Raw genomic sequence first — 12,708 nt, forward strand, 5'->3', positions numbered from 1 at the left:
ATCTTCGTGCAACTGTTTAATAAAATTATTTTCCAATTGATTATAATATAAGAAAACTACCAGCCCAAGATATTCATCATAAAATAAAGTATTCCCCCTATTATAAGCGGTAATATATACAGAATAAAAAACTGCTGGAAAATAGTATGACGAGGAATAGTAATTTTGGCTTCTATCTCTTCTTTTGATACTTCAACCCCTTTTGCTCTTTCAAAAATAAGGTGATCTTCAATACTCTCTTTAATAAATTTCAATTGACGATTCATTCTGTTACCTGAAGCACTCAAAGCTTGACCAACAAACACTAAGAAAAACAGCAAAATAAAACCGACATTAGCTGTTGAAAACCCCATATGGGTACTGGGAATTGGTGAATGATGCCAAAAAAAGTCTAAAAAAGCTGTGTTTTGTCGTATGATATGAGCCATAATTTTAATAAAGTCATTGGCTACAGCATTTAAGCCATCCCCCTGCAAACCTTGCTTTTCTGCTAGCAAAACTAATGAAACTAATGTAGACAACAGTGCTAATGAAAAAACTATCCACCCTAAAACACGCTTTCCAATAGCGATATAAAATGCTGTTTGATAATTCATCCATACTCCTCAAATTTCTATATTATGTTTATACTAAATGACAAAATATTATCAAAAATATATAAATGTTATTTTATCACTAATCAAAATTAACCTTCATTTATCTATATTAAAAGATTTCTTTATTTTAAGTTGATAGAATTAATCAGCAAATTATGAATAATAGGAGTGCTTTTAATGTCTCATAAGCTATCTATCAAAGCTGCTATTTTTGACATGGATGGGTTATTAATTAATTCTGAACCCCTTTGGAGCCAAGCAGAAAAAGAAATTCTTAGTAAACTTGGCGTTAATACCTCAATTGCCAATCAACTCCCTGACACACTTGGATTACGTATTGATCAAGTTATACAACTGTGGTACTCAGTTGCCCCCTGGCAAGGAACCTCATTAGAAGAGGTTGAACAAAAAATTGTTAAACGTGTACTTGAACTTATAGAAGAACAACGAACTTTATTACCGGGTGTTAAACATGCACTTCAACTATGCCAAGATCATAATTTAAAAATTGGTTTAGCTTCAGCTTCACCAAAGCATATATTAGAAAAAGTACTCACTATGTTTAATATACGCGATTACTTTTCAACCGTAGTATCAGCAACGCCATTACCCTATAGTAAACCCCATCCAGAAGTTTACTTACAAGCAGCAAAATTGCTAGATATTGAACCAACCCATTGTGTGGCTTTTGAAGACTCTTTCCATGGCATGATTGCTGTTAAAGCTGCACGTATGCGTAGTATTGTTGTCCCCCACAAAGATTACTTCGCGGATCTACGTTGGACATTAGCTGACTTCAAGCTCACTAGCCTGGTTGAATTAACAACAAAGCATATCGTTTAAATTTCATGGATTGGCAGTAATTTGCTACATCAGTATACTGCCAAACTGGTGTATTATCATTTTTCTTACAAAAAATTACTCTTATTATTTAATAAATAAGATATTTTTTTCGATTACACTACTCAAACCAAGCCAAAACTATTATACTTTGCAAACTGTATAAATAAACAGTTGGATATTATCTGCTATGACTGCCACCGGGCATCTGCTTTTTTCAGTATCATCATTGATTCTTGTGCATAAACTAGCAATTACACCCGAGTTTGCACATGGTGATTGGCTTCATTTATTAGCCGGTGCATTACTTGGCGCTCTGCTACCCGATATAGACCATCCATCATCTCATCTAGGACGTTTATTTCGTTTTATTTCTGTTCCAATTTGTCGTTTATGTGGCCACCGCGGTTTTACCCATAGTTTACTTGCATGGTTGCTCATTATGTTATTATCAACTCAACTTCCCAATAGTTACTGGCTTTCTGAAGCGCTGGTTCAAGCATTTTTATTGGGTTATTTCAGTCATTTAGTTGGGGATATGTTAACCGCAAAAGGGATTCCTTTGCTATGGCCATTAAAAATGTCCTTCTGTTTTCCTTTACTAGGTAATAATTCTAATCAAAGAGCAGAACATTCTATCGCCATCTTATTAGCTATTTGTGCGATATTAATTCCATCGAATTTTCAATTACCATTACAACCGCTATTGCAAGAAACGAAAAAAAACGTTATTACTTATGTAGTTAATGAACTAAACGATTTAATTTTATCACATTCTCCCTAAAACATTATGAATATATAATTGCATTTAGTTATAACAAATTTATTTTTATTGCTGATAATATATAAGGGAAAAGAGTTTCATTGGAAGTTTTTCATTATCTTACTTCACCAATGACAAAGTATCTTATACCTAGAACAAGAAACCGGAGCTGGAGAGTGGGTATGAATTTCCCCGTAATTCTTAATATACTTATCTTTACCATATTATTGCTGTTATTGGCCAAAGTAAGTGCAAATGGATGGAGTCTATCAAAAAAAGTCTTTGTCGGTCTTCTTATCGGTACTGTTTTTGGGATTGTTTTACATTTAGCATATGGTACGAATAATCAAATAGTGCATGATTCATTATCATGGTTCAATATTATTGGCAATGGTTATGTAAAATTACTTCAAATGGTTATCATGCCGTTGGTATTTGCATCAATACTTAATGCTATAGCACGCTTACATCGAACATCTTCATTAGGGAAAATCAGTTTTTTTACGATCGGTATCCTTCTTTTTACAACAGCCATTGCCGCTCTAATTGGGATCGTTGTTACATGTTGGTTTGGCTTAACTGCAGAAGGTTTAGTACAAACTAGTCATGAAGCTATTCAACTTGAGATTATAGAAAACAACTATATTCACAAGGTTTCTGATTTAACAATACCTGATTTAATATTATCTTTTATTCCTAAAAATCCTTTTGCTGATCTGGCAGGTGCTAATCCAACATCTATTATTAGCGTTGTTATTTTTTCTAGCTTTTTAGGTATAGCAGCGCTTCAATTAGCCAAAGTTGATCCACAAAAAGGTGAAAAAATATTATCAGCTATTGATATTTTTCAATCCTGGATCATGAAGCTGGTTCGTTTAGTTATACGGCTTACACCATATGGAGTAATGGCTTTAATGATTAAAGTCGTTGCTAATTCAAACCTTCAAGATATTATTAAGTTGGGTGGTTTTGTTATTGCTTCTTATTTAGCATTATCCTTAATGTTTATCATCCATGGCATACTTCTCTCTTTCTCTGGCATTAATCCAATAAAATTTTTTAAAAAAGTTATTCCAGTATTAATTTTCGCATTCACTAGTCGTTCTAGTGCTGGCAGTATTGCATTAAACGTTGAAACACAAACTCAACAATTGGGTATTCCTGAATCAATCGCTAATTTTTCAGCATCCTTCGGTACAACAATTGGTCAAAATGGATGCGCAGGTATTTACCCTGCAATGCTGGCTGTAATGGTTGCCCCAACAGTTGGAATCAATCCGCTGGATCCTATATGGATCGCTTCTCTTGTTGGTATTGTTACTATTAGTTCTGCCGGAGTTGCTGGCGTTGGTGGAGGAGCAACTTTTGCTGCTTTAATGGTTTTACCCGCGATGGGGTTACCTATAACTTTAGTGGCGTTACTTATTTCCATTGAACCACTGATTGATATGGGAAGAACTGCATTAAATGTTAATGGCTCAATGGTTGCTGGCACAATTACTAGCCAATTGATGCATCAAACAGATAAACGCATTTTCAATAAATAATATATCAAACTTATAATCTCTACTCAAAAGTCCTATTAGAAATCTATTTAGGACTTTAAACTACAATCAAGTTTATGGAATAGATTATTTTTATTATTAAATACCATTAACAATAATAATTATTACTTTAATTAATGATTTTATTATAAATACACTAGATAACAAATAAATACAAATTATCAAATCAATATTCAATTTATAAAAATTATAGTATCACTAACAATTATTTTACTGGATAAAAAATTACCACCATGTATAAAAATGGTGCACTGGCCCAGCACCTTTTCCGACATTTAATCTATTGGCATGTATTAAAGAATTTTGCACATAATTTTTTGCTGCAATAATTGTATCATGCCAGTTGTTAAAACAAGGGCGCAGTGCCGCCAACGCTGCAGATAATGTACAACCGGTACCATGAGTATGTCTTGTTTTTACTTTAGGTAATGAATATCGCCATTCACCACTATGGGTAACAAGCCAATCTGGACTTTCTTTATTATTAAGATGTCCACCCTTCATAAGTACAGCTTGGCAACCAAATGATAAAAGTTTTCTTCCCTGAGATACCATCTCCTGTTCACTTTTAGCCACAGTGCAATTAAGAAGTACTGCAGCCTCCGGTAAATTCGGCGTGATAAGTGACACTTTAGGTAACAACATATTGATAAGAATATCAATCGCATCAGTATTTAATAATGGTACCCCACTTTTTGCTAGCATAACGGTATCAAGCACCGTAAAAGATAATGAATATTTTTGTAATGCGGCTGCTACTATGCATATATTTGTAGTATTTGATAACATACCAATTTTCACACTATCAATATGAACGTCGGTCAATACTGATTCAAGTTGTGAAGCAACAATTTCACCAGGAAGATTATGAATTGACTGTACTGAGCAAGTATTTTGCGCGACTAATGCTGTTATCACAGCTGCACCATAATTTCCTAATGCTGAAAATACTTTCAAATCAGCATTAATACCTGCCCCGCCTGTTGGATCTGTTCCGGCAATTGATAACGAATTATAAATCATAAATTTCCCTAATGTTTTATATAGTAAACAGAATAATTTATGCAACCTTACTTGACTTATTAGATGAAACCAATAGTTTTTTTATATCATAGCAAATGAATTTATTGCTTTTACTCGCCACTCTAGCTCTTTTTTTATTTAACATTAAATATGTAATAAAAACCATTCTCATTATATATATTTTATTAATTTTATATTTTAATTAAATAACCTAAACACAACTAATTTTATAAAACTTAAACATAATATTATTACTTATCAAAAAAGTCCCTCAAATTAAAAGTTAACTCATTGTGCTTTATAAAATTAAATAATTTATCTATCAATAACATTCATTGACAATAAACAAAACTAGTCGGTATCACATGTTATTATCTTGCTTTAACATAAGAATAGTATTTCATAATGAAATGGTTATTAATAACGACTTCATTTACTGATAATGTGATTATAAAATCAATTTTTATAAACAAAAAATTAACACTCTTATTAGATTATATTATCCTTCAATCTTTAAATATAATAAATTATGTAAGAATTTTTATTTTCATCAATTTCAATAAAAAATTTATATAGACAACAATAGATAATAAATTGGATATCTAATACTTATTAACAAAAACTATTTATAAATAAAATGATTTAATTATATAAAAATTTAATGTAATGAATATAAATATGCATTTAATATACATTTTATTAAATCAAAATTGAATAATAAATAGCTAATTAAAGCCTGATATAGGATTAAGTAATCTATTGTTTTCACAATCAAGCTTAATTTTAAAAAGAAAAAATGGTTTCATTTAAAAATTATTTTATAAAAAATCAGAAAAAATGGGTGCAGCAATCTTGTTGTTAGTACTAATGCCCTTTGTTTGAAATGCAAAGTCACAACAACGATTTAATATTCAACTAATCTTATTGTAAAATTTTTTATTATTTACCCTTTATTTAATTTTCGATTGAGAAATATATTTAAAACATTTGCTATACATAATCTAGTATCATAAACACTTCAAACATAATAAATATTTAACTTTAGCAATTCATTTTGTCGCGAAATACCCCACTTAAAAATTAATATATAACACTTACTTTCACTATCTAAAAAATATAACTGAAAACTATAAACATATTGATTAGCATATAAATCGATAATTATAACTTTACTGTTGAATTTGGCATTAATAATTCTATCGTCTTAGTTAAATTATTTGATAAATTAACAATGCTATTTGATAATTTATTTAATTCATTGTTAGTTTAATTTTATATTTTAAAAACCTTTTACACTATAAATAGTTAATAAATTTCAAACTTAAGCAATAATAGACTATTTTGCCAAATTGAATATATAAATAAAAAACATTTAATTAACATAATGATGTAATTTTCATACTTTATTTAACGTTTGTGTTTTTTAATAAAAACAAAATATAATCAATCTTAGATACATTTAAGCTACCGTGATTTCCCTGGTGTAATAAGGCGATTTGAATTATATACTATAAAATTCTACTATTTTAATTTTAGATAATAATTTGAGATAAATTATAATTTAATTTGTAATTTTTTTAAATAATTGTAGATATGACTAATAAGAAGATATCTTTTAGGGGGCTTTTAATTCCATAATATTTCTGTACAATCTTTTATAATTGCACAAATCATCCCGTTGGGCATTCTTTTCAAATCAAGATAGCCACTAACATTGTAAAGTTTTTTTCGTACTCTAGAAAACAATTGGCTAACGTTATTTGCTGTAATACTCCTATATCTATCCATCCACACATATTGAATAAGGTGTTCTAAATCCATCGTATCCTTGCCATGAGAAAAATTGAGGATAACTTCAAGCATAAGAAATTCTTTAGGGGTTAATTTCACAACTTCATCTTCTACTTCAACCGTCCTACCAACGCTATTGATAACTATATACGACTTCATAGCTCCCTCCTCCTGATAAAATATAAATAAACTAATATAGTTATACTTATATCAATAAAGAATACAAAACTATACTTTTTTATTGAGCTAATGTTCAAAATTTTGATAATAATTTTTTAAAGACTAAATTAACTAAATTCATTTTACAGCAATAACAGGTTTAATTAACATAAATTTTATTTCATTTAATGAATTTTAGTTCCTAATAGTATCTAAATATTATTACTAATTATGGAAAATTTTAAAGTCATCTTTATCTCTTTTATTAAAAAAAATCAATTATATCTTTCCAAATAGTATATTTGTAAAATAAAATAATGAGCATAGCATTATGGTAATCATAATGATTGTAACAATAAAGTTTAATATTTGTCTTATTTTTGTTTCAATGAAATTGTTTAAAAAGTAAATCTAGAATCTGGGGGTTATACCCATATGCCTAAAGAAAATGATGTTCTTTTATGGTGTCTTATAGGTTTGTTTTCTGCATGGGGAGGTGCTACTAGATATATACTAAATACGGAAAAAAAGAAATCAAAACGACGATGGATAGCGATGATATTTGAAATGATTATATCTTGCTTTACTGGATTTATTGGCGGTTTATTAGCTATGGAATATGGCTCTAGTGATTATATTGCACTAGTAGTCGCAGGTTTACTCGGATCTATGGGTGGTACAGGATTAAAATTACTATACCAAAAAGTTTTCAATTTTAAGATTGATAAAAAATAATTTACTTTTATAACTACCATAATTATAAACACTTAATTATTACTAGCTATGTTTTCCTTTTACTATAAATACCACTAAGGGTAGTTTTGAAATAATATTCTACTTTTAGTGATATCAACTCTATCATTCTGATAACTAAATTATTATATTCACAGCTTATTTACTAAATAGATAATATTATTTAAATACAATGTTAACTTTATTATATTATGTGCTTTAAAGATAATAATTATTAAACTATTGCATTTAAATAATGGAAAGAAATTGTAGTTGTTAATATCATTCCTACTTAATATTAATAATGTATTATAAATCATAAAATATACAATCTATTATATTCATTTATTAAAATTAATAAGTAAAAAAGATAAAATAAAAAAATAAAACTTATAATATAAAAAATTTAATTTTATATATTTAATAATATTAAGTAAAATTAGTTTCATTTTATTCTGAACAAATATTAAGATCCTTAATCATTTTTTGGATCATATTAACAAGTAGTAAATTAGACATAAGTAGGAAAAAATGAATATAAAAAAATATGCAGATAATAGTAAAATAATACATGTCAATCATAACTTTATGCAAGACAACCAAAGCTCCTTAATTAGAACTTTTGTTATTGAAGAAGTTAATGTTGAATTTATCCGATTGATGTTTAGTTTAGCCAATATGCCATCTGGTTCATATATATAAATTACTGATCGTAAGAGACAACATACACGTATATTTCCACTAAATAAAGGGGCTACGCTGGATGTAACTTTTTATACTAATTGTATCGATATCAAAGTTATTTTACCCAAAAATTATTACTATAATGAAAATCAAATAGCAGAGCTTACTTATTATGAAGCACTTCCTCAAGATCTAACGCAAATCGTTGAAGATAGTCATGATGGGCGGCAACCTTACATGTGGTATAAAAATACACCTTTTTTTAATCCAGTTCGCGCTGTCCATTTTGCTGCATTTAATGGTTATGGTGGAAGTTGCTCATTTATAGGTTCGGCTAATCACGTATTAACAAATCGCCATGTTGCTTTAGGCCCCAATAGCCAAATTGATCCAGAAGCAATAAATTCCAGCGAAATGTGGGTTAACTGGCACAATATTACTAACGATTTTTCATCACCGATTACTGATATTATCAATTTTGATGTCGATAAGGTATTAACCTATGGCAAAGAAATTGGTGGGGTTGAGGATTATGCCTTATTTACTATCACGGATTTTGATTATCAAAATGCTCACGTTAAAACTTTATTTGGTGGTCTAAAGCTTCAAGAAACTATAAATGACGAGCACGAAAATATTTATATTCCGCAACATGGTGGAGCAAAACCGTTACAAATCAGTGCCCGGCTGGTGAGTTCTATGCATCCTTTTGCATCAATAACCACTCAGCCAGAGTATGGTGATTTATTCATTCTAGGAGATATGGAACCAGGATCCTCAGGCGCTCCTCTAATTGGTCGCGAAACACACAATATATTAGGAATTTTATGGGGACGTCTTTTATTTACCCAACATGGCATTTCATCACCATACCTTATTGATAAGCTCAAAGATTTTATTTCTGATAGTAATATTCATATCAAAGCACAAGATAATATTGTGTCACATAATATTGAAGCAACACCGGTCGATAATGCTGAAATTAAAGTGATATTAGGTGATAAAGAACAATTAATTCCTTTTGATACCATTCTTGTTGAAAACCATGATGGCTACTCTATTGTCGAAATGGCTGGATTGGATCTTACAACCAGAAAAACAATGCCAGTAAAATATAAAGTCTTGGCAATTATGTCTAATCACCAGGTAAGCCATCTTAATGATCCTGCGTTAATTGGTGAAGTAACGCTGAGATTTATTCCTTACCAACATCCACAAGAAACTGTTATTAAAAGCTGGTTTGTTGCTCGAATAGAACGAGATGGTGAAATTGTCAACAATTACATTACTCGCATCTTAAGCTATAACTACGATGTCTTCGAAATACCATTTGATGTTAACAATGCAGATTGCATGCCATTAATATTTGATGCCAAACAAGCTAATACTATTCTACACCCATTTACCGAAACCAATCCTAATTTATCATTTTATACTCTACGCCATGGGCAAGGACCAGAAAATGTTGGTGAAATTAGTGATGGTTACTCAATTTTAAAAACACAAGTCATTAATGAAAAAGGTGAAAAAGAGCTAGTTACTTTCCAGGCATATCGGATTAAATCAGTAACCGAAAGTGAGCCTTACCCTTTGATCTATTCACCAAGCAGAATTAATGTAAAATGTAATTATGACTTTAAAGGACCATCATATTTAAGAATCTGTTATTACCCCGAGGATAATCTGCATTTAATTGGTAAAGGAACATTTAAGGGGATTATTGCGCTTCATGGCAGTGATGAAAGTGGTTCTGCAGATCGTTTATGTAAAAATATTCTATTGGATATTACAATAAACGGATAATTTAATAATATTACGAAAATAATAGATAAATAGTAATACTCTTTTTAATAAAAAAGGTATTACTAATAATTATTTCTATAATAAACCATAATATTTAACATTGGATATTCGATCAGTTTCAATCGGTAAAAAAAGCTATTATTAATATCATTCAGTTATATTTTTTTGCTATTAATAAGACAAACTATTTAAGATTAATAGTAAGAAAATAAGTTAACTACATCATAATAGTAACTTAGCATTTAACTTTTTAATGGAATTAAATAGGCCATAAGATGAATAAAGAAAAAATTACTAGCGAGAAAAAAGATTTAATTTTTGCATTTGTCCTTTTCCCTGGAATGACACCATTAGATATTATAGGGCCTGCCACTCTATTGCAAAATCAAGGGTTTACTATAGAATATGTTTGGCATAATAAACAACCTATCTCAACAGAAATTAATTGTCTAACGCTTACACCTACCACAACTTTTGATGAATTAGATGCTGTCGATATATTATGCATTACCGGTTCACATAATCCATTTCCCGCACTTAAAGATATTAAAATGTTAGAATGGATACATAAGGTTGGACAGAATGCTAAGTATATTACTAGTGTATGTAATGGTTCTATGTTTTTGGCCGCAGTAAATCTTTTAGATAACTATAAATCTTCAACACACTGGAGTTGTAATGAGTTTTTAGCTAAGTTAGGTGCTACTGTTTCAAACGAACGAATTACCATTGATAGAAATAGAATTACAGGTGGAGGCGTAACCGCTGGTATTGATTTTGGGCTACATATATTATCAATGATAAAATCAGAAACCGATGCCAAAGTAATGCAACTACTTACCCAATATGATCCACAACCCCCTTTTCAGTCAGGAAATCCTGAAACAGCTGAACCGGAAATAATTAATATAGCGTGTGATAATATTAAAACATCATTTGCAACAGAAACGCCCGATTATCTAGAAATACTAAAGCGTACCATTGAAAGAAAAAAAGACTTTATGAAGAATTAAATTAATGTATCTAATATTGTTGAATATTATTTAATTTATTGATACATTTAGGTTATTTTGACAATATAAGCATCCGGATGCATTATGATTAATAACCTTAAGCGCTATAAACCCTGTGCAGTTATATTGAAGTACTCCTTATCTACGCTTTTTTTCATTTCATTTACAGCGACGGCTCATCAATACCAAAAAATCGCTGTTCTGATTGAACAACGTCTCTCTTATATGAAATATGTTGCTAAGTATAAATTTGAAAAACACCTTTCGGTAGAAGATCATACACAAGAAAATAAAGTTATTTTAAATTCTATTAATAAAGCAGAAACTTTAGGCTTGGATAAAAAATCAATAGAGCCTTTTATGATATCCCAAATAAATGCAGCTAAAGCAATTCAGTATCGTTATAAGGCAGATTGGCTATCCATGCCAGAAACTATAAATCAATATGATGACTTGAAGGACATTCGTTTAAAAATTAGTAAATTAAGTGATGACATCTTACTATTAATTGCTAATGAATTAAAAAGAAACGGCCAAATAAAAAATCAGATCTGTTTATATATAAATAAAATCCAGCTACATAATCTTAAAGACGCTGATAAAAAAATAATCTGTTCATCACTGAAGCAAATATCTTTAAAAAATAAAAATTCTAACTAGCAAAACTAATAAAGTCATTAGCAAAATTTTCTATTTAATTTATATTCTTGAGAAAATTAATATGCGTATATCCCCATTAACTGTTTTGCCAGCATATTCATCTGAGAAACTAAGCAATAACGAATATAATACTGACAATTTTAATAATCAATTATTAGAATTTGATGAAATAATTACTTATTCAAACGATATACCATTGAAACAAAAAATAGATTTTAACAGTAAAATTATGGGGTTAATTAATGAAATTGAAAGCTTACATGATAAACATATCAAATCATATAAAAATATTAACCACACTTTTATAAAAGAATTACAAATACTAAAAGTAAAATTTGGTATGGTTGCTATGAAATATGGTGATACTGATTGGGAAAGTCTTGGTCTTTCTCAAGAAATACTTGAAAATAATAATAAATTTTTTAATTCTAATTTATGTTTATTATCATCAGATGAGCAGCAATTACAAAAAATAACGGAAGAAAATAGAAATTATGTCTGGTATTGTTGTTTATATAACTTTGCCCATCAATTAGCCTATGAAAAGGTTGAACCTCCCGCTGATAAGAATAATGCAGAATATTATTCCATTGTCGATGAGTTAAAAACAAAAAATTTGCCAGAAGATACAGTATTTGCAATAGCAAATGCACGCTGTGCGCTAATCCTATGTGAGAAATCTTTTGCTGGTGAGTATCCTAAAAATAATACTTTGTATATACAACTTAAAGAGGTTAATCTTTTTTATAATAATTATTTAGCCAGAAATAAAAATAGTCATGTTGAACAATTAGCTAGAAAATGTGATGTGCTAACGGAAATCAAATCACTCTATATAGCCGAATCGATAATACAGGAATTTAAAAAGTTAGAGTCAAGCAGTCAAATATAGAAGTAGCTAAATCTTACATTACTATAACTATTATATCTGCCAATACTCCAGCTTATACAAACAAAGAAGCATGATAATTTAGCCTAACAAAAAGCAGAAAGTACCTCATAGAAAAGATTATTCTAATTATTTAATAACTATTTTCTCCACAAATCATGATTTGCTGCTATTGTTGTAGTGATATCTT

General features: G+C 29.5%; 11 protein-coding genes. 8 read left to right on the forward strand and 3 right to left on the reverse strand.

Going from position 1 to position 12,708, the window contains the following annotated elements; translation table 11 throughout:
* Positions 1-56: 56 nt before the first annotated feature.
* The gene (locus H1X92_RS14310) at positions 57-596 is read right to left on the reverse strand and encodes a YniB family protein (RefSeq protein ID WP_180560776.1); all 540 of its coding nucleotides are present in this window, start codon (positions 594-596) and stop codon (positions 57-59) included.
* Positions 597-773: 177 nt separating this feature from the next.
* On the opposite strand from H1X92_RS14310, the gene hxpB reads away from it, so the two are divergent.
* From hxpB to H1X92_RS14325, 3 genes are all read left to right on the forward strand, one after another.
* Positions 774-1,439, forward strand: a complete 666-nt coding sequence (gene hxpB / locus H1X92_RS14315) for a hexitol phosphatase HxpB (protein ID WP_180560777.1) — start codon at positions 774-776, stop codon at positions 1,437-1,439.
* Between the two features lie 187 nt (positions 1,440-1,626).
* The gene (locus H1X92_RS14320; protein ID WP_180560778.1) at positions 1,627-2,220 is read left to right on the forward strand and encodes a metal-dependent hydrolase; all 594 of its coding nucleotides are present in this window, start codon (positions 1,627-1,629) and stop codon (positions 2,218-2,220) included.
* A 161-nt stretch (positions 2,221-2,381) separates the two neighbouring features.
* Positions 2,382-3,746 (forward strand): L-cystine transporter, encoded by a 1,365-nt coding sequence (locus H1X92_RS14325; RefSeq protein ID WP_180560779.1) that lies wholly within the window; start codon positions 2,382-2,384, stop codon positions 3,744-3,746.
* 243 nt (positions 3,747-3,989) lie between these two features.
* Here the strand turns inward: H1X92_RS14325 and thiD are convergent, their stop codons facing one another.
* Positions 3,990-4,787, reverse strand: a complete 798-nt coding sequence (gene thiD, locus H1X92_RS14330) for a bifunctional hydroxymethylpyrimidine kinase/phosphomethylpyrimidine kinase (protein WP_180560780.1) — start codon at positions 4,785-4,787, stop codon at positions 3,990-3,992.
* A gap of 1,626 nt (positions 4,788-6,413) precedes the next feature.
* Positions 6,414-6,737 carry a winged helix-turn-helix domain-containing protein gene (locus H1X92_RS14335; protein ID WP_180560781.1) on the reverse strand — a complete coding sequence of 108 codons (324 nt, stop codon included), beginning with the start codon at positions 6,735-6,737 and terminating at the stop codon, positions 6,414-6,416.
* A 435-nt stretch (positions 6,738-7,172) separates the two neighbouring features.
* On the opposite strand from H1X92_RS14335, the gene H1X92_RS14340 reads away from it, so the two are divergent.
* The 5 genes from H1X92_RS14340 to H1X92_RS14360 all read left to right on the forward strand — a co-directional run bounded on the left by H1X92_RS14340 (position 7,173) and on the right by H1X92_RS14360 (position 12,521).
* Positions 7,173-7,472 (forward strand): phage holin family protein, encoded by a 300-nt coding sequence (locus H1X92_RS14340; RefSeq protein ID WP_180560782.1) that lies wholly within the window; start codon positions 7,173-7,175, stop codon positions 7,470-7,472.
* Positions 7,473-8,390: 918 nt separating this feature from the next.
* Positions 8,391-9,956, forward strand: coding sequence for a trypsin-like serine peptidase (locus tag H1X92_RS14345; RefSeq protein WP_180560783.1), 1,566 nt, complete (start codon positions 8,391-8,393; stop codon positions 9,954-9,956).
* A gap of 275 nt (positions 9,957-10,231) precedes the next feature.
* Positions 10,232-10,969: a DJ-1/PfpI family protein gene (locus H1X92_RS14350; RefSeq protein WP_180560784.1), complete on the forward strand. Its 738-nt coding sequence runs from the start codon at positions 10,232-10,234 to the stop codon at positions 10,967-10,969.
* An 84-nt stretch (positions 10,970-11,053) separates the two neighbouring features.
* The gene (locus H1X92_RS14355; protein WP_180560785.1) at positions 11,054-11,629 is read left to right on the forward strand and encodes a chorismate mutase; all 576 of its coding nucleotides are present in this window, start codon (positions 11,054-11,056) and stop codon (positions 11,627-11,629) included.
* 61 nt (positions 11,630-11,690) lie between these two features.
* Entirely contained in the window at positions 11,691-12,521 is an 831-nt protein-coding gene (locus tag H1X92_RS14360; protein ID WP_180560786.1) for a hypothetical protein, read from the forward strand.
* Positions 12,522-12,708: the final 187 nt, after the last annotated feature.

Source organism: Arsenophonus endosymbiont of Apis mellifera (genome assembly GCF_903968575.1).
Classification (GTDB): domain Bacteria; phylum Pseudomonadota; class Gammaproteobacteria; order Enterobacterales; family Enterobacteriaceae; genus Arsenophonus; species Arsenophonus apicola.